This window comes from Kitasatospora sp. NPDC018619 (assembly GCF_044391605.1).
Classification (GTDB): Bacteria; Actinomycetota; Actinomycetes; order Streptomycetales; family Streptomycetaceae; genus Kitasatospora.
Map to the genome: position 1 here is coordinate 232,610 of NZ_JBISAI010000012.1, position 23,895 is coordinate 256,504.

The 23,895-nt window shown below is 76.7% G+C and carries 22 protein-coding genes and 2 pseudogenes; 6 read left to right on the forward strand and 18 right to left on the reverse strand.

Annotated features, from left to right (window positions below; all coding sequences use genetic code 11):
* Nucleotides 1-225: 225 nt before the first annotated feature.
* The gene (locus tag ACH5AR_RS20980) at nt 226-1,737 is read left to right on the forward strand and encodes an FAD-binding protein (RefSeq protein WP_396302952.1); all 1,512 of its coding nucleotides are present in this window, start codon (nt 226-228) and stop codon (nt 1,735-1,737) included.
* A gap of 65 nt (nt 1,738-1,802) precedes the next feature.
* Here the strand turns inward: ACH5AR_RS20980 and ACH5AR_RS20985 are convergent, their stop codons facing one another.
* On the reverse strand, nt 1,803-3,302 hold the full coding sequence (locus ACH5AR_RS20985) for a multicopper oxidase family protein (RefSeq protein WP_396302953.1): 1,500 nt from the start codon (nt 3,300-3,302) through the stop codon (nt 1,803-1,805).
* 418 nt (nt 3,303-3,720) lie between these two features.
* Between ACH5AR_RS20985 and ACH5AR_RS20990 the strand changes: the two genes are divergently transcribed.
* From ACH5AR_RS20990 to ACH5AR_RS21000, 3 genes are read left to right on the forward strand one after another with little or no spacing between them, the layout of a single operon-like run.
* On the forward strand, nt 3,721-5,262 hold the full coding sequence (locus ACH5AR_RS20990; protein WP_396302954.1) for a pyridoxal phosphate-dependent decarboxylase family protein: 1,542 nt from the start codon (nt 3,721-3,723) through the stop codon (nt 5,260-5,262).
* Nucleotides 5,259-5,999 (forward strand): hypothetical protein, encoded by a 741-nt coding sequence (locus tag ACH5AR_RS20995; RefSeq protein ID WP_396302955.1) that lies wholly within the window; start codon nt 5,259-5,261, stop codon nt 5,997-5,999. The genes ACH5AR_RS20990 and ACH5AR_RS20995 overlap by 4 nt, the downstream gene beginning before the upstream one ends.
* A complete protein-coding gene (locus tag ACH5AR_RS21000; protein ID WP_396302956.1) occupies nt 5,996-6,661 on the forward strand; it encodes a DUF6875 domain-containing protein in 666 nt (221 codons plus the stop codon). The genes ACH5AR_RS20995 and ACH5AR_RS21000 overlap by 4 nt, the downstream gene beginning before the upstream one ends.
* A gap of 101 nt (nt 6,662-6,762) precedes the next feature.
* Here the strand turns inward: ACH5AR_RS21000 and ACH5AR_RS21005 are convergent.
* From ACH5AR_RS21005 to ACH5AR_RS21020, 4 genes and pseudogenes are all read right to left on the reverse strand, one after another.
* A pseudogene (locus ACH5AR_RS21005) lies at nt 6,763-7,546 on the reverse strand (ABC transporter permease).
* Nucleotides 7,547-7,589: 43 nt separating this feature from the next.
* Nucleotides 7,590-8,422: pseudogene (locus tag ACH5AR_RS21010) on the reverse strand (ATP-binding cassette domain-containing protein).
* Nucleotides 8,423-8,985: 563 nt separating this feature from the next.
* Entirely contained in the window at nt 8,986-9,456 is a 471-nt protein-coding gene (locus tag ACH5AR_RS21015) for an NUDIX domain-containing protein (RefSeq protein ID WP_396302957.1), read from the reverse strand.
* A gap of 2 nt (nt 9,457-9,458) precedes the next feature.
* Nucleotides 9,459-9,659, reverse strand: coding sequence for a hypothetical protein (locus ACH5AR_RS21020; RefSeq protein ID WP_396302958.1), 201 nt, complete (start codon nt 9,657-9,659; stop codon nt 9,459-9,461).
* A gap of 119 nt (nt 9,660-9,778) precedes the next feature.
* Here ACH5AR_RS21020 and ACH5AR_RS21025 point away from each other — a divergent pair, with 119 nt between their 5' ends.
* Nucleotides 9,779-10,618 carry a Scr1 family TA system antitoxin-like transcriptional regulator gene (locus tag ACH5AR_RS21025; RefSeq protein ID WP_396302959.1) on the forward strand — a complete coding sequence of 280 codons (840 nt, stop codon included), beginning with the start codon at nt 9,779-9,781 and terminating at the stop codon, nt 10,616-10,618.
* On the forward strand, nt 10,603-10,812 hold the full coding sequence (locus tag ACH5AR_RS21030; RefSeq protein ID WP_396302960.1) for a DUF397 domain-containing protein: 210 nt from the start codon (nt 10,603-10,605) through the stop codon (nt 10,810-10,812). The genes ACH5AR_RS21025 and ACH5AR_RS21030 overlap by 16 nt, the downstream gene beginning before the upstream one ends.
* A 168-nt stretch (nt 10,813-10,980) precedes the next feature.
* Here ACH5AR_RS21030 and ACH5AR_RS21035 read toward each other — a convergent pair whose 3' ends face one another.
* From ACH5AR_RS21035 to ACH5AR_RS21095, 13 genes are all read right to left on the reverse strand, one after another.
* Nucleotides 10,981-11,913 carry a TIGR04222 domain-containing membrane protein gene (locus ACH5AR_RS21035; protein ID WP_396302961.1) on the reverse strand — a complete coding sequence of 311 codons (933 nt, stop codon included), beginning with the start codon at nt 11,911-11,913 and terminating at the stop codon, nt 10,981-10,983.
* A 1,007-nt stretch (nt 11,914-12,920) separates the two neighbouring features.
* Nucleotides 12,921-13,715 (reverse strand): MBL fold metallo-hydrolase, encoded by a 795-nt coding sequence (locus tag ACH5AR_RS21040; RefSeq protein WP_396302962.1) that lies wholly within the window; start codon nt 13,713-13,715, stop codon nt 12,921-12,923.
* A gap of 193 nt (nt 13,716-13,908) precedes the next feature.
* Complete coding sequence (locus tag ACH5AR_RS21045; protein ID WP_396302963.1) at nt 13,909-14,817, reverse strand: alpha/beta hydrolase; 909 nt, start codon at nt 14,815-14,817, stop codon at nt 13,909-13,911.
* A complete protein-coding gene (locus ACH5AR_RS21050; protein ID WP_396302964.1) occupies nt 14,814-15,515 on the reverse strand; it encodes an indole-3-glycerol-phosphate synthase in 702 nt (233 codons plus the stop codon). The genes ACH5AR_RS21045 and ACH5AR_RS21050 overlap by 4 nt, the downstream gene beginning before the upstream one ends.
* Entirely contained in the window at nt 15,512-16,264 is a 753-nt protein-coding gene (locus tag ACH5AR_RS21055; RefSeq protein ID WP_396302965.1) for an N-(5'-phosphoribosyl)anthranilate isomerase, read from the reverse strand. The genes ACH5AR_RS21050 and ACH5AR_RS21055 overlap by 4 nt, the downstream gene beginning before the upstream one ends.
* The gene (locus ACH5AR_RS21060) at nt 16,261-17,406 is read right to left on the reverse strand and encodes an acyl-CoA dehydrogenase family protein (RefSeq protein ID WP_396302966.1); all 1,146 of its coding nucleotides are present in this window, start codon (nt 17,404-17,406) and stop codon (nt 16,261-16,263) included. The genes ACH5AR_RS21055 and ACH5AR_RS21060 overlap by 4 nt, the downstream gene beginning before the upstream one ends.
* Nucleotides 17,407-17,564: 158 nt before the next feature.
* Nucleotides 17,565-17,939, reverse strand: coding sequence for an ectoine synthase (locus ACH5AR_RS21065; RefSeq protein WP_396302967.1), 375 nt, complete (start codon nt 17,937-17,939; stop codon nt 17,565-17,567).
* On the reverse strand, nt 17,933-18,814 hold the full coding sequence (gene trpA / locus ACH5AR_RS21070; RefSeq protein WP_396302968.1) for a tryptophan synthase subunit alpha: 882 nt from the start codon (nt 18,812-18,814) through the stop codon (nt 17,933-17,935). The genes ACH5AR_RS21065 and trpA overlap by 7 nt, the downstream gene beginning before the upstream one ends.
* The gene (locus ACH5AR_RS21075; protein ID WP_396302969.1) at nt 18,807-19,835 is read right to left on the reverse strand and encodes a hypothetical protein; all 1,029 of its coding nucleotides are present in this window, start codon (nt 19,833-19,835) and stop codon (nt 18,807-18,809) included. The genes trpA and ACH5AR_RS21075 overlap by 8 nt, the downstream gene beginning before the upstream one ends.
* A 5-nt stretch (nt 19,836-19,840) precedes the next feature.
* The gene (locus tag ACH5AR_RS21080; protein WP_396302970.1) at nt 19,841-20,119 is read right to left on the reverse strand and encodes an acyl carrier protein; all 279 of its coding nucleotides are present in this window, start codon (nt 20,117-20,119) and stop codon (nt 19,841-19,843) included.
* Between the two features lie 120 nt (nt 20,120-20,239).
* The gene (locus tag ACH5AR_RS21085) at nt 20,240-21,769 is read right to left on the reverse strand and encodes an AMP-binding protein (RefSeq protein WP_396302971.1); all 1,530 of its coding nucleotides are present in this window, start codon (nt 21,767-21,769) and stop codon (nt 20,240-20,242) included.
* A 5-nt stretch (nt 21,770-21,774) separates the two neighbouring features.
* Nucleotides 21,775-22,644 (reverse strand): MaoC family dehydratase, encoded by an 870-nt coding sequence (locus ACH5AR_RS21090; protein ID WP_396302972.1) that lies wholly within the window; start codon nt 22,642-22,644, stop codon nt 21,775-21,777.
* On the reverse strand, nt 22,641-23,876 hold the full coding sequence (locus ACH5AR_RS21095; protein ID WP_396302973.1) for a beta-ketoacyl-[acyl-carrier-protein] synthase family protein: 1,236 nt from the start codon (nt 23,874-23,876) through the stop codon (nt 22,641-22,643). Before ACH5AR_RS21095 ends, ACH5AR_RS21090 begins: the two co-directional genes overlap by 4 nt.
* Nucleotides 23,877-23,895: the final 19 nt, after the last annotated feature.

Here is a 23,895-nt window from a genome sequence, read left to right on the forward strand (position 1 = left end):
GGCGCCCGGCGCGCACGGCGTGCTGCCCGCGCCCGGGAGGGGGGCGTCGCGGCGGGCGCGTGGACGGCCCACGAGCGCGCCCCGTACCGGCCGGGCGCCCCGGAGGGTGTGCACCGCGGCGCCGCCGTCCCCGGGGAGCAGCCGGGCGGTGCGGGGCAGTAGGTGATCGTCCGGCGACTGCGGTACAACAATCCCTATTTGACGACTGATCGGAGAAATTCTGATATGAGCAGGTCAGGACTGTCGCGCCGCTCCCTCCTCGCCGCCGCCGGCACCGGGGCCCTCGCCGCCGTCGTCGGCTGGGACACCGCCGCGGGCGCGTGGGCCACCGAGGCCGACGCTGCCGCCGACGGCGCGGACATCGCCCGGCTGCCGGCCCTGGACGGCACCGTGACCCTCCACGGCGAGGGGCTGGAACGCTTCTCCGGTGACTTCGGCCACCTCGTCACCGCCAGGCCGCGGGCCGTGCTGCGCCCCGGCTCGGTGCGCGACGTGCAGCAGCTGGTCGCCTTCGCCCGCCGCCACCGCATCCCGGTGGCCGTCAACGGGCAGAGCGGGGACGCGGCGCGGCTCGGCGGGGCCGGGCTGGAGTCGCACTCCAGCTACGGCCAGGCCAACCCCCGCGGCGGGGTCGCCATCGACGCCCGGGGCCTGTCCAGGGTCCTGTCGGTGCGTCCGGGGCGCGCGGTGGTCGAGGCCGGCGCCACCTGGGCGCAGGTGACCGAGGCGGGGCTGGCGGCGGGCTGGGTGCCGCCGGTGCTCACCGACTACCTGCACCTGTCGGTGGGCGGCACGCTGAGCGTGGGCGGCATCGGCGGCGGCGTGCAGCGCCACGGCATGCAGGTCGACAACGTGCTGGAGCTGGACGTGGTGACCGGCACCGGCGAGCTGGTGACCGCCTCCCCCACCCGCAACCGGGAGCTGTTCGAGGCGGTGCTGGCCGGCGGCGGGCAGGTCGCCGTCATCGTGCGCGCCACCCTGGCCCTGGTGGAGGCCCGCGAGCGCGCCCACGTCTTCTCCCTCTACTACGACGACCTGGACGCCTACCTCGCCGACCAGGAGAAGGTGCTGGCCCGGGGCCGCTTCGACTTCCAGGTCGGCGACGTGGTGCGCAGCGCGGACGGTGCGCGCTGGCGCTACCGGGCGGAGCTGGTGGCGTTCGCGGACGCGGGGCGGCCGGTGGACCGGGCGGCGCTGCTGGCGGGGCTGGCGCCGGCGCAGACGGAGGTGGTGGAGCAGGGCTGGCGGGAGTACGCGTACCGGGTGGACGGCTTCTCGGAGTACCTGCGGGCGGCCGGGCTGTGGGGGCTGCCCAAGCCGTGGCTGAGCGTGTTCGTGCCGGGCGCCTCGGCGCGGGCGTTCATGGCGCGGGCCGCGCAGGTGCTGACGGCCGAGGACCTGGGGGCGGGGCTGCTGCTGTTCTACCCGTACCTGCGCTCGAAGGTGCGGGCGCCGCTGGCGGTGCTGCCGGGCCAGGAGGTGGGCTGGCACTTCGACCTGCTGGCGTTCCCGGGGCCGGGCTCGGACACCGCGGCGATGCTGGAGCGCAACCGGGCGCTGTACGACCTGGCGGTGGAGCTGGGCGGCAAGCGGTACCTGATCGGGGCGGTGCCGGGGATGACCGGCGCGGACTGGCGGCGCCACTACGGGGGGCTGTGGGGGCGGGTGGCGGCGGCCAAGCGGCGCTGGGACCCGGCGGGGATCCTGACGCCGGGCCAGGGCATCCACGCGTCCTGACCGCCCGCCGGGCCGGGTCGCCCGCGCCGCGGCTGCGCGGGCGGGCGGCCCGGCCCGGCGGGGTGTCAGGTGATCTCCAGCTGGGCCATCATGCCCATCGCGGAGTGGTCCAGCAGGTGGCAGTGGTACGGGTAGCGGCCGCGGTAGGTGTCGAAGGTCGCGTGCAGGCGCACGCTCTCGCCGGGCATCAGGCGCACGGTGTCCTTCAGGCCCGCCTCCGCGGGGCCGGGGGGCTGCCCGTTGCGCTCCAGGACGCGGAACTGCACCAGGTGCAGGTGGAAGTTGTGCGGGATGTCGGTGTTGTCGTTGCGCACCGTCCAGACCTCCGAGGTGCCGAAGGCGGCGGAGGCGTCGACGCGGGCGGGGTCGTACTGCCGGCCGTCGATCAGGCCGAGCGGGGCCGCTCCCGCCGCGCCCTGCTCGACCTTGAGCACGACGGTGCGCTCGCGCGCCACGGGGCCCGGCGGGGGCAGGGTGCGCAGCCGCTCGGGCACGGAGGAGGGGTCGGGGGCGGGGCGCCCGACGTCGAAGCGCAGGACCTGGCCGACGTGTTCGGCGGGGCCCGGCGGCATGGAGTTGGTGAGCACGACGCCGGTGCCGGGGCGGTAGCGGGAGAAGTCGATGACGACGTCGGCGCGCTCCCCGGGGGACAGGTCGACGGTGTCGGTGGTGTGGGGGCGCTCCAGCAGGCCGCCGTCGGAGCCGATCTGGGTGATGGGGCCGCCGTCGGACAGGCGCAGCGAGAAGAAGCGCAGGTTGGAGGAGTTGAGCAGGCGGATGCGGTAGCGGCGGGCGGCGACCTCGACCCTGGGCCAGGGGCGGCCGTTGGCGAGGATGGTGGCGCGCCCGGCGGCGTCGTCCATGCGGTAGACGAGGGCGCCGGAGGCGTCGAAGCGGGCGTCGCGCAGCGCGATGGGCAGGTCGTAGCGGCCCGAGGGCAGCGGCAGGGCGGCCTCGGTGGCGTCGGTGAGCAGGTAGGTGCCGGCCAGGCCCCGGTAGACGTGCTCGGACTCCAGGTGGTGGGCGTGGTCGTGGAACCACAGGCTCGCGTGGGGCTGGCCGTTGGGGTAGGTGTAGGTGCGGGAGGCGCCGGGGCCCAGCAGGTTCATCGGGCCGCCGTCGCTGTCCACGGGGACGGCTGAGCCGTGCAGGTGGACGGAGACCGGGTCGTCCAGGAGGTTGGTCTGGCGCACGACCACCGGCCGCCCGGAGCGGGCGCGGATGACGGGGCCGGGGAAGGCGCCGTTGTAGGTGAGGACCTCGGTGCGGTGGCCGGGCAGGATCCGCGCGTAGGAGCGCAGCATGGTCACCGCGTAGGTGTCGGTGCCGCCGTCGGTGGACACGGGGCTGAGCACCGGGGGCAGCGGCAGGGCGGCGGTGAACTTCTCGGCGAGCGCGGGGCCGGCGTCCGGGCCGGGGTCGGGCAGGGCGGCGGCGGCCGTAGGGGTGCGGGCGGCGTCGCGGGCGGCCGCGGCGGAGGGGGCCGGGCGCAGCGTGGTGCGCACGAGCAGGACGCCTCCCCCGGTCGCCAGGGCGGCGCCGATCATCCTGCGTCTGGTCACCATCGCGTCTGTCCTCCCGTGGGGCTGCCCCGGCCTCGCCCGGGTGGGGGCGGCCTCGTCCGGGGGTGATTGCAGCAGCGCCGCCTCGCGCCGGGCTTGGGTCCGGCTTGGGCCGTCGCGCGCGGCCGGCGGGGGCGCGGCGGGCGCCCCGGCGGGGCGGGGGCGCGGGGCGGTGGGGCGGCGGGGGCGGGGCGGGGGTGAGCTGCGGGTGTTGCGGGCGTCTTGCGGGGGGTGGCGACGGTGGCTGCGACGCGGTCGAGGAACGCTCGAGGGCTTCGGCACGCGGTGACCGCCCGTACTCGCCAGGGGCCCGGCGCGCTGCTCACCCGCGCGTCGCCTCCCCTCGCCGAGGGCGCGGTCCGTCGGCACCTGATGGCACCTGATTCGTCCGGGAACGTGAGCTGAGGGGAAGGGCCGGAGCGTGGACCTGCGGTACTGGCTGCCGAGGGCGGCCGAGGTGGCCGAGCGGTGGGGCGAGCGGTTCGGGCCGCTGCGGGCGCACCCCTCGCACCTGGTGGACGAGGCGGACTTCGCCGCCGCGTTCGAGCGCTTCGCCGAGCGCCTGGAGCACAACTACCCGTTCTTCCACCCGCGGTACGCCGGGCAGATGGTCAAGCCGCCGCACCCGGCGGCGGTGGTGGGCTACCTGACGGCGATGCGCTTCAACCCCAACAACCACGCCTACGAGGGCGGTCCGGCCACCAACGACATGGAGCGCGAGTGCGTGGCGCAGCTCGCCGCGATGTTCGCGCTGCCCGCGCACGTGGGCCACCTGACCAGCAGCGGCACCATCGCCAACCTGGAGGCGCTGTACGTGGCGCGCCAGAGCCACCCCGGGCGGGGCGTGGCCTACAGCGCCCAGGCGCACTACACCCACAGCCGGATGTGCCACGTGCTGGGCGTGCGGGGGTACGCGGTGGCGGCGGACGCCGAGGGGCGGATGGACGTCGGCGCGCTGGAGGAGCTGCTGCGCACCGGGCGGGTGGGCACGGTGGTGGTCACCTGCGGCACCACCGGGGCGGGCGCCGTCGACCCGGTGCACGAGGTGCTGCCGCTGGCCCGGCGCTACGGGGCGCGGGTGCACGTGGACGCCGCGTACGGGGGGTTCTTCGCGCTGCTGGCCGCCGACGACGCGCTGGCCGCCTCGCTGGGCGTGGATCCGGCGCCGTGGCGGGCGATCGGCGGCTGCGACTCGGTGACCGTCGACCCGCACAAGCACGGCCTCCAGCCCTACGGCTGCGGGGCGGTGCTGTTCGCCGACCCGGGCATCGGGCGGCACTTCGCCCACGACTCCCCGTACACCTACTTCACCGACGCGGAGCTGCACCTGGGCGAGATCAGCCTGGAGTGCTCGCGCGCGGGGGCGTCGGCCGCCGCGCTGTGGCTGACCCTGCAGCTGCTGCCGCTGACCGCGCACGGGCTGGGCGCGGGGCTGGCCGCGAGCCGGCGCGCCGCCCTGGCCTGGGCCGGCCTGATCGAGGACAGCGCGGAGCTGACGCTGTACCAGCGCCCGCAGCTGGACATCGTCACCTACTTCCCCACCGTGCCCGGCACGCCCGCGCTGTCGGCGCTCGACGAGGCCTCGCAGACGGTGCTGCGCCGGGGCATGGCCGACGAGCACGACCCCGTGTACCTGAGCGTGCTGCGCGTGGACGCCGCCGACTTCGCGCGCCGCCATCCGGGCGTGCGCGCGGACGCGGACGGGGCGCGGGTGCTGCGCAGCGTGCTGATCAAGCCGGAGGCGGAGGGGTGGGTGGCGCCGCTGCACGCGCGCGTGGCCGCCCTGGCCGCCTCGGCCGTCTCGGGCGTCTCGGGCGCTTCGGGCGCTTCGGGCGCTTCGGGCGCCGCTGCCGGAGCCGCCGTGCCCGCTGCCGCACCCGCCGGCCCCGCCGGCCCCGCCGCCGTGACCGTTGACCCGCCTTCCCCTTCGTCCGCCCCCTCGTTCGAGGAGAGTGCCCGTTGACCACCGCCACCGCCCTGCCCGCCGCGGCCGTCCCACGGCCCGCCGCCGGGCCCCCCGCACAGCCCGCCGCCGGGCCCGCCGTGCAGCCCGTCGTCCGTCCGGCCCGGCCCGAGGAGCGCGACGCCCTCGCCCGCGTGCTGGCCGCCGCGTTCGCCGAGGACGCCCTGATGCTCTGGGCCTTCCCCGACCCCGCCCACCGCGCCCGGGTGCTGCCCGCGTTCTTCCGCCTCCAGGCCGAGCAGAGCCTCGCCCACGGCGGCGCCCTGCTCGCCCTCCCGGGCGCCGGGGAGGACACCGGCACGCCCCCCGCGAGCGGGCAGCCGCTGGGGGCGCTGCTGTTCCTGCCGCCCGGCCGCTGGGAGGACCCCGGCGACGGGGACGGCGCCGCCGCCGGCGCGCTCGCCGAGGCGCTCGGCAGCGACGGCCACGGCGCCGGCGCCCGCCGCCTGGCCGCCATCGCCCGCCTCCAGCACCGGCGCCACCCGCGCCACCGCACCCACCACTACCTCTCCTTCGTCGGCGTGCACCCCGGCGCCCGCCGCACCCGCGCCGGCCGGGCCCTGCTGCGCGCCTTCCTCGCCGAGGTCGACACCGCCGGCCAGGCCGCCTACGCCGAGGCCAGCTCCCCGGCCGGCGCCGGCCTGCTCGCCGCCCACGGCTTCACCCCCTTCGGCGAGTCCCTCGCCCTGCCCGGCGGCGGCCCCCGCCTGGCCCCGGTGTGGCGGGGGCCGCGATGAGCGCCCCCGCCGCCGTCACCGGGGCGCTGCGCCTGTACAGCGCCGGGCAGATCGACGCCGGGCACGCCGCCGGGCGCCCCGAGGCCGCCGAGACCCTCGCCTGGGCGCGCGCCTTCCTCACCGCCGCCCACCCCGACCTCGGCCGCAGCGGCCCGGTCTGCCCCTACACCCAGCCCTCGCTGCGCCGCGGCCTGTTCCACATCGCCGTCGCCGACGCCTCCCCCGAAGGGGACCTGCCCGCGCTGGTGGCCGAACTGCGCGCCCACTACGACGCGCTGCTCGCCGCGCTGGACGAGGAGTCGGACCGCGAGCTGCTGACCGTGCTGCTGGTCCTGCCGCAGCTGGACCGCGCGGACTCCACCGTGCTGGACGAGCTCCAGCGCAAGGCCAAGGACGAGTTCGTCGAACAGGGCCTGATGATCGGACAGTTCCACCCGGTGTGCGAGGAACCCGGCCTGTGGAACCGCTCCTTCCGGCCGCTGCGCGCGCCCGTCCCGCTGCTGGCGGTGCGCAAGCTGCTGGTCTTCGACCTGCCGTTCCTCTGCGGCGACGAGACCCACCTGGACCACTACCTGGCCCGCTTCGCCCCCGAGGTGCCCGCCCGCATCCGCGCCCAGCTGGTCTCCAGCGTCCGCACCCGGCGCCAGGACGCCGCCGCCTGACCCCTCCTCCCCCGCGCGCGCGGAGCCGGCCGGCGCCCGGCTCCGCGCGCGCCCCCCTTCCCGGGGCCGGCGTGCCCCGGGGGGGCGGCCGGTGGGCGTGCTCAGCGGGCCAGGCGGCCCAGCAGGGCGGAGGCGGCGGTGATGCCCGGGACGGTGGCCGGGGCGGGGACGGCGAAGTCCGGCGGCAGGCGGTTCGGGTGCCGATGCGCAGGCCGCGCAGCGCGTCGACCTGGTAGCCGAGCGGGTCGGCGCGGCTGACGCCCCGGAGCCGGCCGGGCATCGGGTCCGGCGGGTAGAGGGCGTTGGAGCCGGAGAACAGCGGCACGGCGATGGCCCGGCCGATGCCCATCAGGCGGTCGCGGGTGAGCACGACGCCGGCGACGGCCACCGACAGGCAGGCGAAGAACGCCGAGCCGAGCAGCACGACGGCCGCCACCCCGGCAGCCGCAGCGGGTTCCAGGTCACGGCGACGCCGAGGGCCGCGGCGATCAGCACCACCACCGCGGCCCGGAGGAGCGCCTTGACGCCGGCGGCGGAGGCCTTGCCGGTGACCAGGGCCACGCGCGGGGCCGGAGTGACGAGCAGTCCGGTGAGGACCCCGGAGTCCCGCTCCCAGACGAACACGGTGCCGTGGAAGAGCGCGATGGACATCGCGCACTGGGCGACGATGCCGGGCACGAGGTAGTCCGGGTACGGGATGCCGCCGGCGGGGATGGCCGTGAGGCGGGGGAAGGTCCCGCCGAAGACGAGCAGCCACCGCGCCGGCCGGACGGCCCGGGTGTACAGCTCGGTGCGGTCGTGGCGCAGCTTCCGCAGCTCGACGGCGCACATCGCGCCGCCGCGGGCGGGCACCAGGCGCCGGCCGGAGCGGGCGCGCGGGGGCACAGCACAGGGACAGGTCGGGGCCGGCGGCGCGGGTGGCCCGGCCTCAGCCGACGCGGCCCGCGGTGCGGCCGGTTCGGCGGACCCCCGGAGGAGTCTCCTTCCGTGGCGTCGGCCGGCTGCCGGCCGGCGAAGCGGCGGAAGGCGCCGTCGAGGCTGGGCTCGCCCCGGGCGGGGTCTCCCGCGCGTACCCGCTCCCTGAGCTCGGCGGGGGTGCCGAGCGCGCGGCTGCGGCCGCGGTCCGTCAGGGCGACGCGGTCGCGGTGGCGGTCCGCCCCGTCCGTGACGGGCCCCTCCGTGCCCGCCGGCGGGCACGGAGGGAGGGCGGTGACCAGGACGGTCATGCCGGTGGCGGCGCGCACGGCGTCCACGCGCTCCCCCACGCCGGTGCGGGCGATCGGGCCCAGGCCGACGGTGGCTCGTCCAGGACGAGCGGGCGCGGGGCGCCGACCAGGGCCTGGGCGGGTCCGAGGCGGCGCACCACGCCGCCGGAGCAGGTGGCGGCCATCCGCCCGGCGGCGTCGGCGAGGCCGACGGCGCCGGCGCCCGGTCAGCGCGGGCGGCGCGTTCGCGGCACGGGACGTCGAAGGCGCGGGCGAACAGGGCGACGTTCTCGCGCCCGGTCAGCGCGGCGTCGGCGGACAGCTGCCGGGGGACGTAGCCGAGCAGGCGGCGCACCTGCACGGGGCCGCGGGCGGCGTCGTGGCCGAAGACGCTCACCATCCCGCCGCCGACGGCCAGCAGGGTGGTGATCGCACGGATGGTGGTGGCCTTGCCGGCGCCGTCGGGGCCCAGCAGGCCGAACACCTCGCCGGCGCGCACGGTCAGGTCGATCCGGCCGACGGCCCTGGTGGCCCTGCCGCGGCCCCGGCACACCACCGCCTCCCCGGCCCCGCCGCTGCTCCCGGTGCCGTCGGCGTGCCCGGTGTGGTCGGTGTGCCCGGCGTGCCCGGTGTGCTCGCTCACGGTTCCTCCTCCTGCGCCGCGGCGCGGGGCGCAGGCCCTCGGCGACCTGCCGCAGCGCGGGCAGGGCGGCGGCCAGCGCCCGGCGCTGCTCGGCGGGCAGGTCGGCGACGGTGTCGCCCATCAGGGCGCGCCGGCGCCGGCGCCAGGCCTCGATCCGCTCGACGGCCCGCGGGGTGGCGTACAGCAGGGCCGCGCCCGTCGGAGGGGTCCGCCTCCCGGCGCAGCAGGCCCGGGGCGGCGGGCTGGTTGACGAGGGTGGAGACCGAGTTGCCGGCCAGGCACGGCTCCTCGGCCGCCTCCGAGACGCGCAGTCGGTCCGTCGTCCGGCGCAGGCGGCGGCGGACGAGGCGCTGGATGCCGACGAGGAGGATGGAGAACTCCTCGGCCAGCGCGGCGTCGAGCACGGGGGCTGCGTCGCGGCCACGCCTTCCATCTCAGCTCGCGGTGAGAGCTGTCCGTCGAGGGTGCGGGCGGGGTCAGACGGCGCGCTGGCCGTGGAGGAGGGCGGGCAGGGAGCGGCCGGCGAGGGCTTCGGCGGCGCGGGCGGCCTGGGAGGGGGCCATCAGGTCGGGGAGGCTGCGGGCGGGGACGAAGCGGGCGCCGAGCAGTCCGCTGCGGTGGCGGGGCGGGACGGTGACGACCGTGGTGTCGGGGACGGTGCCGCCGTCGAAGACGAGGGTGAGGCGCTGGAGGTAGCGGTCGGCGGGGGCGAAGTCGACGGCGAGGACGTGGGCGAGGCGGGCGACCAGGCCGGTCTCGGCGTGCAGGTGGCGGGCGGCGGCCAGGTGCGGGGGCTCGTCGGGGCGGGCGGAGCCGCCCGGCAGGACCATGCCGTCCAGGTAGTCGGGGTCGACGAGCAGGACGTCGCCGCGCCGGTTGCGGACCAGGACGTGGCAGCCGAGCCGGCACACGGGGGCCCCGGCCGACGGGCGGGGGTCGGTGGACAACGTCACTTCTCACCGGGCCGCTTGTGGACCTCGAAGCGGCGCCAGGCGCTGAAGGCGTCGCCGAAGAAGGTGAAGGAGGCCGGTTCGCCGTCCGGCCCGCGCAGCCACTCGCCGGTCGTCTCGTTGCGGACCCGGTGGCAGCCGGCCGCCGGGTCCCAGCGGACACCGTAGCCGTGGAGGCGGGGGGCTTGGTCGTTGGACATGGAAAGGGAACCCTCTGCGATCGGAGTTTCACGTTCTGTGCATATGGTGGCCCGGATTCCCCTAGCATCGGAAGCGGCCTGCTACCTGCCATGGGGTCGTACGGAAGTTGAGGACTGCCTTGAACAAGAAGAAGATTGACCCCGAGTCGAGCCCCTGGGCGCCCTTCGGGATCCAGCTCCGCGCCTTCCGGGAGGCCAAGGACCTCCTCCAGGAGGACCTGGCCCCCCTCATCGGGTGCTCGCCCTCGCACCTGTCCTACATCGAACTTGCGCACCGGCCCCCGAGCCGCAAGCTTGCCGAGCTCGCCGACATCGCCCTCGACACGGGCGGCACCATGCTGCTGATGTGGTATCAGCTGAAGAACGCCGCGATCCTGGAGGGCTTCCCGGAGTTCTCCCGCTACGAGGCCCTCGCGGAAGAGATCAGAATCTTCGAGGGCACTGTCATCACCGGGCTCCTGCAGACTCGGGCATACGCCACCGCGCTCCAGATGGGCAACGTGAGGCTGGGCCTCTCTCCCCAGAAGCTGGCCGACGAGCGCATCGAATTCAGGCTTGCCCGACAGCAAGTCCTTCACCGTACCCCGCCCCCGCTCCTGCACGTGGTGCTGGACGAGACCTGCCTCAGGAGGGTCGTCGGCGGGCGGGACGTCATGGTCGAACAGCTGCTTCATCTCGAGCAGTTGGCCGCTCGACCCAACGTGATCATCCAGGTGGCCCCGTTCGCCTTGGGCGAGAACCGGGCGTTCACGCACATGGCGACCCTCCTTACCATGCCGAACCGAAAAGTTCTCGCTTACGGCGAGGTCGAGCAACGCGGTTACATCGACCGCGACTCCAAGTCGGTTGCCGCACTGAGCAGGGGCTACGATCGGCTGGCGGTCGAGGCCCTCGGCCAGACCGAATCATTGGCTTTCATCCGTGGGGCGAGGAGGGACCTGGAGTGGATGTCGACCTGACGGAGGCTTCCTGGCGGAAGAGTTCGTACAGCGGCCCGAACGGCGGCCAGTGCATCGAGGTCGCCGACGGCTTCGCCGGTGTGGTGCCCGTGCGCGATTCCAAGGACCCCTCCGGCCCAGCCCTCCTCTTCCCCTCCGCCGCCTGGCAGTCCTTCGTCACCGCCGTCCGCACCGGCGAGTTCGCCGCCCGCTGACCACACGCCGCCGCCCCGCTCCGGGGCGGCGGCGCACCGCACTCCCACCACCGCACAGGAAGTCGGCCAGGCCGACTTCCCACTCCGACCCCGGGGCCCGCCATGGGGCGCGCAACGAGCGAACCCGGCGCACAGGCCACCAGGGGCGCCCCGGCCGGGCGGGCGCGCTCACGCACCGCCGCCGCAGCCTCCTCCGCAGCCGCTGCCGCAGCCCGAGCTGCCGCATCCGCCACCGCACCCGCCGGCGCCCACTCCCCCGCTGCCGCCGCTTCGACCGCCGGTACCGTGCGAGGCGGTCCGCTTGGTGGCCGCCGCGCGGGCCAGGGCGGCCTTGCGGGCGCGGGCCGCCTCCTGGCAGACCCGCAGGTCGTGGTCGGCGGGCAACGCCTCCAGGCCGTCCAGGGCGACGGCCTCGGCCCGGTCCCGGGGATGGCGCCGGGCGGCCCGCGCCTCGGCGAGCACCCGGGCGCCGAGCACGGTGGTCGGGCGCAGGTAGGGCCACGACCTGCGGTGGGCCCACAGCGCGAGCGCGAACAGCACCGCGAAGCCCGCCGGCGGCAGGAGCAGGTTCCCGCCCGTCACGAGCGCCCACGCCAGGGCGGCCACGCCCGTCGCGGCCACCGAGACCAGCACCGTGAACATCTGCGCGCTCGCCTGCCGGGCGCGCTCCTGCAGCTCCTCGTCGTCGACCAGGCCCGCGCCCGCCAGGCGCGCGCGCACCTCGCGCACCTGCGGGCCGCGCTCCACGGCGGTGACCAGGGCGCCGATGTCGCCGGTTCCGGTGGGCCCCAGCTGTTCCACCACCGCCTCCTCCACCGGAGCCGTCTCCTGCGGTCCGGCGCCCGGGGCGGCCGGGGTCGCGGTCGCGGTGACGTCCCCGGAGCGGGAGGCGACGATGCGGCCGCGCTCGTACAGCTCCAGGAGCGTCAGCTGCGCCAGGTTGCCCGCCAGGGCGGCGAGTTCGTGCGGGCGGAGGTCGAACTCCCGGCCGCGTGCGTCCCGTTCGGCCCGGTGCAGCTCGCGCAGCGCCGCCCGGCTGCGCAGCCACCCCGCAGCCAGCCCGACCGCCGCCCCCAGCAACAGGACCGGTACCACCCACATGGCGCCCCCTCCCCCGGCAGGTCAGCCCAGTGTGGGGACGCGGGCGCCACCCGGAAAGCCCCAAGTCCTCGGCGGGGAGAGGGACTTGCCGCCAACCGATCCGGCGGGTACCGGTGGGTCGCACAGCAGGTGGTCGAGGACATCGGGCCGGGCGACGGCCCGGCGGGCGGCCGTCGCCCGCAGGCTGAACGCGCACCCCGTGGCGCAGCCGGCCGGCCGGTGCGCACGGCGGCCCGGCGGGCGGCCCCGGGCCGCAGGCCGGGCAGCGTGAGACGCGCACGTCGGCGGCGCGACCGGCGGCTTGCCGGCGCACAGCGGGCGGCCGCCCGGCAAGCGGCCGTCGAGGAACCGCAGGACACCGCCGGAACGCACGCCCGGCCGCCGAACCGGCGGCCGACGGGCACAACGGACAGGGACCCCAGCAGGCACGGAACACACCGGGAACACCGGAACCGGCCACGGCCCGGCCGACGGCCGCGCGCCCACAGGGCCGGGACGAGGCCGTCGGCGAGGAACACACCGGGGGCACCCGGACAGCGAGGCCCCCGCAGGCACCCGCAGGACACCACCGAAACGCACACCCGGCCGCCGAACCGGCGGCCGACGGGCACAACGGACAGGGACCCCAGCAGGCACGGAACACACCGGGAACACCGGAACCGGCCACGGCCCGGCCGACGGCCGCGCGCCCCACGGGGCCGGGACGAGGCCGTCGGCGAGGAACACACCGGGGGCACCAGGACAGCGAGGCCCCCGCAGGCACCCGCAGGACACCACCGAAACGCACGCCCGGCAGCCGAACCGGCGGCCGACGGGCGCAGCTTCCCCGGCCCCGCGGACGGCCGCGCGCCCCAGGGGCAGCGAGGAGCACGCCGGGGGGTACCGGAACGGGCGAGGCCCCCGCAGGCACCCGCAGGACACCGCCGGAACGCACGCCCGGCGGCCCGCGGACGCAACTCACCACAGCCCCCGGGGACGGCCGCGCGGCCGTCCTCGGGGGCGGGCTGCTAGAGGGGGGCGAAGCGGCGGTGGCCGCCGGTGGTGAGGATGCGGCCGAAGCGCATGCCGGGGAAGTGGGCGGCGGCGAGGAGGGTGTCGGTGTCGGCGGCCTGGTCGGCGATGCGGTTGCGCACGGCGCGGGCGGCGGCCGGGTCGATGTCCCAGACGACCTGCCAGTCGCGTTCGGCGAACTGGACGACGGAGTGGGCGACGTCGCCCAGCAGCAGGGCGCGGAGGCCGCGGGAGGACAGGACGTAGACGGTGGTGCCGGGGGTGTGGCCGGGCTGGTGGAGGGCGTCGAGGCCGGGGGCGAGGGTGGTGTCGGTGTCGAAGAGTTCGAGCCGGTCCTCGACGGGGGCGAGCTTGGCGACGGCCTGGGGCGAGGCGGTGGGGCCGGTGACGAAGTGCTGCCAGTCGGCGCGGTGGGCGCGGTAGGTGGCGCGGGGGAAGACGGGCCGGCCCTCGACGGAGGCCCAGCCGGTGTGGTCGAAGTGGAGGTGGGTGAAGACGACGTCGGTGACGTCGGCGGGGGTGACGCCGTGGGCGGCGAGGGAGTCGAGCAGGGCGCCGCCGCGGTAGGTGCCGTCGTCGTGGGGGCCGACGCCGGCGTCGACGAGGACGGTGCGCTCGCCGGTGCGGACGAGGAAGCCGCCGAGCGGCAGGGTGAGGGTGCCGTCGGGGGCGAGGTGGTGGCGGTGGCAGGCCCAGGGGTCGTCGGTGCCGGGGCGGGTGAGGATGTCGGCGGCGGTCTCGGTGCCGGTTCCGTCGGTGATGGCCAGGACGTCGATGTCGCCGATCCGCACGTGCTGCTCCCCTCGTCGGGCGCGGCCGTCTGTCGGCGCGCCTGTGGGGGCAACCGCGGCGGGCCGGGCGCGATTCCCCCGGCGCCCGCTTCCCCCGGGTGCGGTGGGCGGGCCCCGCCGTCCTCCTTCGCCCGGAGGGGGACGGCGGGGCCCTTCCCTCCACCCTGCGCCAGGTGGTCGGGGGGCCGGCGCGTCAGAGCGCGGCGAGCAGCGGCGCGGACGCGGGCGCGGGCGCAGGGGTGGGGGTGGGGCGGGTGAGGCAGTCGTCGGTGAAGGCGAGGGCGCGCAGGTGGTAGGGGCGGGCGGCGTGGCCCAGGGAGAGGTTGTGGCCGGCGCGGCGGGCGGTGGCGAGGTGGGCCAGGCCGGTGGGGAAGGCGGCGGTCAGGGCGGCGCGGTGGGTGCTCTCCAGGCGCCACCAGTGCTCGTGGTCGGCGAGGGTGAGGCGGACGGGGACGCGGACGCGGGCGGCGAGGGCGCTGTAGCGGGCGGGCCAGGTGGCCAGTTCGCGGGATTCGAGGGCGGGGACGGGGGTGAGCAGGGTGCGGGCGGCGTGGAAGGTGCCGGGCGGGTAGAGGTGCAGGGGGCCCCAGTTGAGGCGGCCGCCGCCGGCGAGGTCGTCGGGGCGGTCCCAGGCGCCGGGGGCGTAGTGCTGGGCGAGGCCGGAGATGTCGCAGCCGAGCAGGGGCAGGGCGGGGTCGGCGGGCCAGTGGGCGGCGAGGTGCAGGGCGATCTTGCCGCCGAAGGAGTGGGCGAGGAGTTGGACGCCGGCGCCGGTGGGGTGGGCGCGGGCGTAGTCGGTGAGGGCGGCGTGCACGGTGGCGGCCTGGTCGGCGATGAGCTGGCCGGCGGGCAGGCGGTGGGCGGAGGCGCCGTGGCCGGGGCGGTCGACGGCCAGGACGGTGTAGCCGAGGTCGGCGGCGAGGGTGAGCAGGCTGGTGTCGCGGTGGGCGGGGCCGGCGAAGTAGGCGGCGCGCATGCCGCGGCCGTGGATGGCCAGGACGACGGCTTTGGGGGTGCGGTGCTCGGGTTCGGCGACGAGGGCGGACAGCGGGATGCCGTCGGCGTCCAGGACCAGGGAGCGGGTGCGCAGGTCGTGGTTCACGCGGCGGCTCCGGTGCGGGCGTGGTCGAGGTCGGCGAGCCAGCCGGCGAGGTCGCGGGTGCGCATCAGGGAGGTGCCGACGAGCAGGCCGGCGTAGCCGGCGTCCAGGAGGCGGGCGGCGTCGGCGGGGTCGGTGATGGCGGAGGCGGAGACGGGGGCGCGTACGCCGGCCGCGCGCAGGGCGGGCAGCAGGCGCAGGCTGCGGCCGAGGTCGCCGCGGTCGCGTTCGCGGGTGCGGATGTCCTTGTTGTTGACGGCGACGACGCATTCGCGGGGGCGGGGCAGGGCGGCCAGTTCGCGTTCGTCGGTGATCTCGACGAAGGGGGTCAGGCCGAGGTCGAGGGCGCAGGCGACCAGGCGGTGCAGGGAGGCGGCGGGCAGCAGGGCGGCGGTGAGCAGGACGGCGGAGGCGCCGAGTGCGCGGGCGGCTTCGAGCTGGGCGGGGCGGGTGAGGAAGTCCTTCTGCAGGACGGGCAGGTCGGTGGCGGCGGCGACCTCGCGCAGCAGGCGGGTGGTGCCGCCGAACCAGCGGCCGGTGACGACGGACAGGCAGGGGGCGCCGGCGCGTTCGTAGCGGGCGACGAGGTCGGTGACGGTGCGGTCGCCCAGCAGGTCGGTGCCGTGGGGGTCGCGGAGCTTGACCTCCATGACCAGGGGGCGTTCGGCGCCGAGCAGGGCGTCGGTGAAGCTGGGGCTCATGCCGGGGCCTCCTGGAGGCGCGGGTGCCAGGCGCGGGTGAGGGCGGTGACGTTGTCGTGGGTGAGGCGGCCGGTGCGGTCGCGGGCGGCGGAGTCGATGTCGGCGCCGGCGTACAGGGGGTGGTCGGTGACGGTGCGGTAGGTGGCGCGGTTGGCGGCGCTGAGGCCGCCGGCGAGGAGGAAGGGGATGGTCAGGCGGGGCAGCAGGGCGTGGACGTGGGCGGGGTCCAGGCTCTGGCCGGTGGAGCCGACGCGGCCGTCGTCGGTGACGGTGTCCAGGAGGAACAGGTCGCAGCCGGCGCGTTCGAAGGCGCGGGTGAAGGCGCGTTCCAGGCAGCGGCCGCGGGACAGGTGCAGGACCTTGACGAGGACGGCGTAGGGCAGGTGCTCGCGCAGTTCGGCGACGAGGGCGGGGCTCTGGTAGGCGTGGAGCTGGATCCAGCGGATGCCGGTGGCGCGGGCGAGGGCGGCCAGGGTGGGGGCGTGGTCGAGGAAGGTGACCAGGACGGGTTCCAGGCCCAGGCGGATGGCGGTGGCGGCGAGGTCGGCGAGGCGGTCGGCGTCGAGGTCGGCGGGGCCGCCGGGCACGCCGTGCCACAGGCCCACCAGGGTGGGGCCGGTGTCGGCGAGCAGGGCGAGGTCGGAGCGGGTGCGGGCGCCGCAGACCTTGAGGTGGCCGGCGCGGCGCGGGGCCGGGGCGCCGGGGTGGGCGGCGGGGGCGGCGGGGTGGGGGGCGGCGGGGGCGGTCATTTGCCCAGTCCCAGCATGGCGGCGATGCGGTTGTACTGGATCTCGTTGCTGCCGGAGTAGATGGTGCCGGCGACGGCGTTGCGCACGTCCTTCTCCAGGCCGTACTCGGACATGTAGCCGTTGCCGCCGAAGACCTGGACGGCGGCCAGCGAGGTGGCGAGGTTGGACTCGCTGGTGAGGAGTTTGGCGATGGCCATGTCGACGGTGACGTTGTCGCCGGCCTCCAGGCGCTGGGCGGTGTCGTACAGCCACTTGCGGGCGGTTTCCAGGCGGATCTTGGTGTCGACGATCTTGTTGGCGACGGACTGGTAGGAGCCGATGGGCTTGCCGAAGGACATGCGGGTCTTGGCGTAGTCCAGGCAGCGGGCGAGGCGGTGCTGCATCTCGCCGGTGTTGACGATGAAGCTGTAGAGGATCTCGCGTTTCATGACGTGGTCCAGGACGAGGAAGCCGCCGCCGACGCGGCCCAGGACGCGGTCGGCGGGCACGCGCACGTCGTCGAGGTAGAGCTCGGACAGCGGGGAGGTGCGCAGGCCCATCTTCTTGATGGGGTTGCCGGTGGTCAGGCCGGGGGTGTGGGCGTCGACGAGGAAGGCGGTGACGCCCAGGGCGCCGCCCTGGGGGTGGGTGCGGGCGTAGACGACGACGACGTCGGCGACGGGGCCGTTGGAGACGAAGGTCTTGGCGCCGTTGAGGACGAAGTGGTCGCCGTCGCGTACCGCGCGGGTGCGCATCTGCATGGCGTCGGAGCCGGAATCGGACTCGGTGATGGCGTGGGCGCCGATGGCCTCGCCGGAGGCGATGCGCGGCAGGTAGGCCTCTTTGAGGGCGGGTGAGCCGAAGGCCTGCAGGGGCACGCCGGTGGAGGCCATGGAGGTGGTGACGGAGAAGTTGAGGCCGCCGTCGCGGCAGGTGGCGCCGAGGCCTTCGAGGACGTACATGGTGGTGAGCAGGGACTGGCCCAGGCCGCCGTAGCGCTCCTCGAAGGGCAGGGAGAGGATGCCGGTCTTCTGGATCATGCGCCACTTGTCGTGGGAGAAGGCGCCCTGTTCGTCGCCTTCGATGTGGCCGGCGCTGAGGTCGTCGCCGAAGCGGGCCAGGCCCTCGCGCAGGGCCCTCTGGTCGGCGTTCCAGCGGATCATGGGATGTGCCGCCTTCCTCCCGGGCCGCGGTGGCGGGGCCCGGGGTGGCAGGCCGGCGCGCGGTGGCGCCGGCTCACGTCGGTTCCTGGGGGCGCGCCCCCGCCGGGGCCCGGGCGCGGGCCCCGGCGGGGGCGGCGGGGGCGCGGGGCGCCGGGCGCCTAGTAGGCGGAGGAGGAGTGGGCGTCGAGCTGGTGGACCTCGTCGCCGCGCAGGGCCGGGGAGAAGACGCACACCAGGCGCAGGTCCTCCTCGGGGGAGGCGACGAGGTAGTGGGCGTCGTGCTCGTCGAGGGCGTACAGGCGCCCGGGGGTGATGGGGTGGGTGGTGCCGTCCATGGTGACGACCTCGCCGGAGCCGGCGATGCAGTAGCAGGCCTCCAGGTGGTTGCGGTACTCCAGGCGGGACTTGGTGCCGGCGTTGACGACGGTGTCGGTGAGGCTGTAGCCGAGGCCGTCGCTCTCCAGGAGGAAGCGGCGGGACAGGCCGTTGCCCCACTCGACGGTCTTCACGTCGGCCAGGTCGCGGATCAGCATGAGGTTTCCTCTCGGGTCGTGGTGCCGCGGGTGGTGGGGGTGGGTGCGGTGGTGCGCGGTCCGCCGGGCCGCTTCGCCGGGGGGCGGCGGGCGGGGCGGAGGTCGGTGAGGAAGGCCCGCAGTTCGGTGACGGGGTCGAGGCCTTCGGTCTGTGCGTGCTCGAGGCGGGCGACGGCGGCGGAGCCGACGATCGCGGCGTGTGCGCCGCAGGCGGCGACGGCGTCGAGGTCGGCGGCGCTGCGCACGCCGAAGCCGACGGCGACGGGGGTCGCGGGGGCGGCGGTGCGCAGGGCGGTGACGGTGGCGGCGAGGGTGTGGTGGCCGGCGGCGGGGGCGGTGCCGGAGCGGCCGTAGTGGGCGACGAGGTAGACGTAGGCGCCGTGTGCGCCGCGGGCGGCGTCGGTGAGGACGTCGGGGGCGGAGGCGGGGTAGCAGGTGGTGACCTGGGGGAGGTCCTCGTCGCGCAGGGCCTGCTGCCAGGCGGGGCGCAGGCGTGGGGGCAGGGCGTGGACGAGCAGGGCGCGGGCGCCGCTGGCGCGTACGGCGCGGGCGGTGGCGGCGGGGTCGCGGTGGCGCAGGCTGTGGCTCCAGTCGGCGAGGAGGGCGACCTTGAGGTGGCGGAGGGTGGGGGTGAGGTCGGCGAGGGCGGCCAGGGTGGTGTCCAGGGTGGTGCCGGCGGCCAGGGCGCGGGTGGCGGAGCGGCGGATGACGGGGCCGTCGGTGGGTGAGTTCGGGAAGGGGACGGCGAGTTCGAGGACGTCGACGCCGTGGTCGTCGAGGAGGTGGGCGAGGTCGGCGAGGGGTGCGGCGGGGTCGCCGGCGTTGAGGAAGACGGCCAGGCCCAGGGTGTGCGGGGGGAAGAGGGTCTCAGACACCGGCGGCCTTCCGGGTGCGGGTGCGCAGGCGTTCGGCCAGGGCGCGGGGGGTGCCGTCGGCCAGGGCGGCCAGGGCGTCGGTGTAGGCGGTGCGCCAGTGGGTGTGGCGGCCGGCGGCCAGGGCGAGGGCGGCGGCGTTGAGGGCGATGGTGCGGGTGGTGGTGGGGCCGGCGCGGTCGGCGAGGGCGTCGAGGAAGTGGCCGGTGAGGTCGTCGGGGTGGGGGGCGAGGTCGGCGAGGGTGCCGTGGTGGGGGGCGACGGTGCCGGCGGGCAGGTGGAGGTCGCCGTCGGGGGTGTGCAGGGTGTTGTCGGCGAAGGGCAGGAGTTCGTCGGCGCCGGCGGTGTTGTGGGCCAGCCAGACGGTGCGGCGCCGGTCCTGGGCGGCCAGGGGGCGCAGGGCGGCGAGGGCGGCGGGGGTGGCGACGCCGGTGAGCTGGGCGGTGACGGGGACGGTGGCGAGCAGGGGGCCGAGGGTGTTGAGGAACGCGCCGAAGGGTTTGAGGGCGAGGGGGTAGAGGGTGCGGGCCAGGCGGGTGAGGGCGGGCGGGTAGACGTGGGGGCCGGCGAAGGCGATGCCGTGCTGGGCGAGGTGGTCGGCGGTGGCGTGGTGGCTGGTGGTGAGGGGGATGCCGAGGCGTTCGAGGAGGTCGACGGAGCCGGCGGCGCTGGTGTAGGCGCGTGAGCCGGTCTTGACGACGGGGGTGCCGAGGGCGGCGGCGGTCAGGGCGGCGGCGGTGGAGAGGTTGAGGGTGGGCGGTCCGCCGCCGGTGCCGACGATGTTGACGCTGTGGGGGTGGGCGTCGCCGGGGTGGGGGGCGCGTTCGGTCAGGGAGGTGGTCAGGGCGGTGAGGGTGGCCGGGTCGGGCAGGCGGGTGGTGAGGCTGGCCAGCAGGGCCGCCGCCTGGGCCCGGTCGCTGTCGGCCGGGCCCAGGGTGCGGTGTTCGAGCTGGTCCCACCACGAGCGCCAGGCCTCCAGGTCGACGGGGCGGGCGGCGAGGAGCGCGGTGAGGGCCGGGTGCATGGCCGTCAGCCGCCCACGGTGGCGGTGGCGGCGGCGGCGGTGGTGCGGCGTTCGGTGATGAAGGCGTCGATGGCGGCGACGGAGCGGAAGTTGTTGGGGTCGAGGTCGGTGTCGTCGACGGGCAGGGCGAAGTGGTCCTCGACCCAGGCGATGAGCTTGAGGACGCCGAGGCTGTCGATGACGCCGTCGGAGAGCAGGTCGTGGTCGTCGGCGAGCTGGTCGGGGGTGATGTCGGGCAGGAACTCCTCGATGAGGAACCGCTTGATCTGGGCGATGTTGCTCATGGCGGGCAACTCCCTGGCTGTGGTGGGTGGTCGGTCGGTGACTGGTGGTGCGGGGGTGCGGGGGTGGTGCGGGTGGTGCGGGGGTGCGGGGGTGGTGCGGGTGGTGCGGGGGTGCGGGGGTCAGGGGGCGGGCAGGACGGCCTTGCGGTCGACCTTGCCGGTGGCGGTCTTGGGCAGCGGGTCGTCGTGGACGGCGAGCTTCTCGGGGACGGCGGCGCGCGGCAGGTTGCGGGCCAGGTGCTCGCGCAGGACGAGGGTGTTGAGGGCGGAGCCGGGGGCGCGCTGGACGGCGGCGTGCAGGCGTTTGCCGGTGAGCGGGTCGCTCGCGGCGGCGACGGCGGCTTCGCGCACGTCGGGGTGGGCGAGCAGGACGCGTTCGATCTCGGCGGTGTTGACGGCGACGCCGCGGACCTTGACCTGGAAGTCGGCGCGGCCGGTGAGGTGGATGCGGCCGTGGTCGTCGCGGGTGACGAGGTCTCCGGTGCGGAACCAGCGCCGGCCCGGTCCGGCGCCCTCGGGGCGGGTGGTGAAGCGTCCGGCGTCGCGGGAGCGGTCGAGGTAGCCGGCGGCCTGGAAGGGGGTGGAGACGTGGAGTTCGCCGCTGCCGGGGCCCTCCAGGGGGGTGCCGTCGGCGGTGGTGATCAGGGTGCGCACGCCGGGCAGGGGCTCGCCGATGGGCACGGGCAGGGCGGCGGCGGCGTCCAGGCGGTCCAGGCGGTGCAGGAAGCTGTCGTTGGTCTCGGTGCAGCCGTAGATGTTGTAGAGCGCGGCGTCGGGCAGCAGGGCGGGCAGGGCCGCCAGGGTGCGGGCGTCGATGGCGTCGCCGGTGAACGCGGCGTGTTCGACGCCGTCCAGGACGGTGGTGCCGGCGGCGGCCCGCACGAGCAGGGCGTAGGCGAGGGGGACGGCCTGCAGGACGTGCGGGCGGTGGCGTTGGAGCTGGGCGAGCAGGTGGCGGGCGTTGAGGGCGTGGGCGGGGTCGATGAGCAGGCAGGTGCCGCCGGCGGCGAGGGTGGCCCACACGTCGAGCAGGGCGAGGTCGAAGTTGAGGGGGGCGTAGCCGGCGACGACGCGTCCGGGGCCGAGGTCGAAGGTGTCGTGGGCCCAGGCGGTGAAGCGGTCCACGCCGGCCTGCGCGAGGGGGACGATCTTGGGCAGGTCGGTGGAGCCGGAGGTGGTGAGCATGAAGGAGGTGCCGGCGGCGAGGGTGGGCACCGGGGCGGGGGCGGGCAGGGCGGGCAGGGCGGGGGTGTGCTGGCCGAGGGGGGCGAGCACGCGCCGGGCGCCGGCCTGGGCGAAGAGGGCGGCCAGCAGGGCGGGGGCCAGTTGCGGGGAGGGCAGCAGGAAGGGGCGGCGCTCCATGAGGCAGGCCAGGACGAGGGCGACGGCCTCGGGCGACTTGACGGCGTACAGGCCCACCGGTTCGCCCGGGGCCAGGTCCAGGGCCGTCAGGCGGGCGCGTTCGGCGTCGGCGAGGTCGGCGAGGGCGCGGTAGCTGACGGTGCGTTCGTGCCACAGCAGGGCGGGGGCGTCGGGGCGGGTGCGGGCGTGGGCGGTGAACGCGTCGGGCAGTGCCAGCGGTGGCGCGGGCACGGCCTCGGGCCCGGCGGCGGGCGCCGCGGGGGTGGTGGGGCGGGGGGTGGTGGTCACGGTGCTCACTCCCCCGCCGGTGCGATGCGCGCCCAGCCGGCCTTGACGGCGGTGCCCGCCTGGGTGGCGACGGTGAAGCGCACCACCTGGCCGCCGTCGTGGGGCTGCAGGGTCAGGCGCAGTTCGGCGCCCAGGGGGGTGGGGGCGGCGAAGCGGGCGCCCAGGGCGGTGACGCGGGCCGGGTCGCCGCCGGCGTGGCGGTCGGTGATCTCCTCGGCGGCCAGGGCGACCAGGTGCATGCCGTGGGCGATGGCGCCGGGGAAGCCGGCCGCGCGGGCGGCGCCGTCGTCGAGGTGGATGGGGTTGAGGTCGCCGGCGGCGTGGGCGTAGGCGGTGGTGTCGGCGGCGCGCAGCACGTGGGTGAGGGTGCGGGCCGGGCCGTGGGGGGTGGTGCCGGGGTGGGCGGCGGGCGGCGGGGTGCCGTGGGGTGCGGCGGCGGTGGCGCCCAGGAGCAGGGCGGCGGTGGCGAGGTCGGCGAGGGGGGTGCCGGTGGCGGCGTCGGTGAGGCGGGTGGTCAGGGCCAGGCGGGTGCCGCGGGCTTCGCGGCGCACGGCGGTGACCTCGACGGCGACGTCGACGTCGCCCTCGCGCAGGGGGGTGTGGGTGCGGATCTCCTGGGCGAGGTGGACGACGCCGGTGAAGCCGCTGTCGCCGGCGGTCAGGGCGGTGACGGTGTGCTGGGCCAGGGCGTGGGCGGCGACGAAGGGGTGTGCGGGGCTGGCCCCGGGCGCGGCGGCGGTGCCCAGGGGGGCGCGGGCGGCGGCGCGGTAGGCGGCCAGGTCGGCGGCGCCGACGTGCAGGCGGGTGCGCGAGGTCGCCGCGCCGGCGGCGGGGGTTGCGGGGGCTGCGGCGGGGGCGGTCGTGGGTGCGGTCATAGCGGGGTCACCACCAGGGTCGTGTTGTGGCCGCCGAAGCCGAACGAGTTGGACAGGGCCGCGCCGGCGCGGATCGGGCGCGGCGCGGTGTGCACGACGTCGAGGTCCAGGCCCTCTTCGGTCTTCTCGTGGTTGGCGGTGGGAGGGACGGTGCGGGTGTTCATGGCCTGGATGGCGCAGATCAGCTCGACGGCGCCGGCGGCGCCGATCAGGTGGCCGATGGCGCCCTTGGTGGAGGTGACGGGCACCCCGTGGGGGCCGAACACGGTGCGCAGCGCGGCGGCTTCGGCGCGGTCGTTGTGGACGGTGGAGGTGCCGTGGGCGTTGACGTGGGCGATGTCGCCGGGGGCGAGGCCGGCGTCGGCGAGGGCGGCGCGCATCGCGGCGACGGCGCCGGCGCCGTCGGGGCGGGGGTTGGACAGGTGGTAGGCGTCGGCGCTGGCGCCGTAGCCGGCGAGCAGGGCGTAGGGGGTGCGGCCGCGGGCGCGGGCGTCGTCGGCGCGTTCCAGGACGAGGAAGCCGGCGCCCTCGCCCATCACGAAGCCGTCGCGGTCGGTGTCGAAGGGGCGGGAGGCGCGTTCGGGTTCGTCGTTGCGCAGGGAGTGGGCGCCGAGGTTGCCGAACGCGGCGAGGGTGACGGGGGTGAGGGTGGCTTCGCAGCCGCCGGCGATGACGACGTCGGCCCGGCCGCTGTGCAGGAGCAGTGCGCCGTGGCCGATCGCGTCCGCGCCGGAGGCGCAGGTGGTGGCGATGGTCAGGGCCGGTCCGCTCCAGGAAAGGCGCATGGCGATCTGGGCGGCGGCGGCGTTGGGCATGGTGACCAGCGGCATCAGCGGGGAGACCCGCAGCGGGCCGTGCTCGGTGTACAGGGCGGATTCGCGGTCGCTGGTGGTGCGTCCGCCGACGGCGGTGCCCACGACGATGGCGCTGCGCCCGGGTTCGGGTGCGGGGTGGCCGGCGTCGGCGTGGGCGGCGAGGGCGGCGAGGGTGCCGTAGCGGGCGAAGGGGTCCAGGCGGCGGGCGTCCTTGGCGGGCAGGTGGGCGTGGTCGGGCAGGTCGGGGACGCGGCAGCCCAGGCGGACGCGGTGGCGGGCGAGGGCGGGGTCGGTCAGGGCGGTGGCGGTGGAGCGTGCGCAGGCGACGGTGCGCCACAGCTGCTCGACGCTGTGGCCGGCGGGGCTGACCACGCCGAGGCCGGTGACGGCGATCGGCGGCCGGGGGTGGGGGGCCATGGCTTCGTCTCCTTCGCGG